Source organism: Geodermatophilus sp. SYSU D00079 (assembly GCF_054050635.1).
In genome coordinates this window covers 1-501 of sequence record NZ_JBJGZS010000074.1, presented here as the reverse complement: position 1 = coordinate 501, position 501 = coordinate 1, and the positions used below count along the sequence as shown (strand labels likewise).

The window sequence follows — 501 nt, the reverse complement described above, 5'->3', positions numbered from 1 at the left end:
AGCGAGAACCGCAGGAAACCGTAGGCGCCGAGCTTCAGCATGATGGCAGCCAGCACCACGGAACCGCCGGTCGGCGCTTCCACGTGGGCGTCCGGCAGCCAGGTGTGCACCGGCCACATCGGCACCTTCACGGCAAAGGCCATGAAGAACGCGATGAAGATCAGGATCTGCTCGTTCATCGACAGCTTGACCTGATGCCACTGCAGGATCTCGAACGTACCGCTGTGGAAGTACAGGTACAGCAGCGCAACCAGCGTCAGCAGCGAGCCCAGCAGCGTGTACAGGAAGAACTTGAACGCTGCGTACACGCGGTTCGGGCCGCCCCACACGCCGATGATGATGTACATCGGGATCAGCGTGGCTTCGAAGAACACATAGAACAGCATGCCGTCGAGCGAAGCGAACACGCCGATCATCAGACCCGACAGGATCAGGAACGCGGCCATGTACTGCGCGACGCGTTCGGTAATCACTTCCCAGGCTGCGATCACCACAATCACC

At 60.5% G+C, this 501-nt stretch carries 1 protein-coding gene; it reads right to left on the bottom strand.

The window, feature by feature from the left end; all coding sequences use genetic code 11:
• Positions 1-501: proton-conducting transporter transmembrane domain-containing protein (locus ACI79E_RS22445; RefSeq protein ID WP_456934790.1), on the bottom strand; the 501-nt coding region annotated here is incomplete at both ends.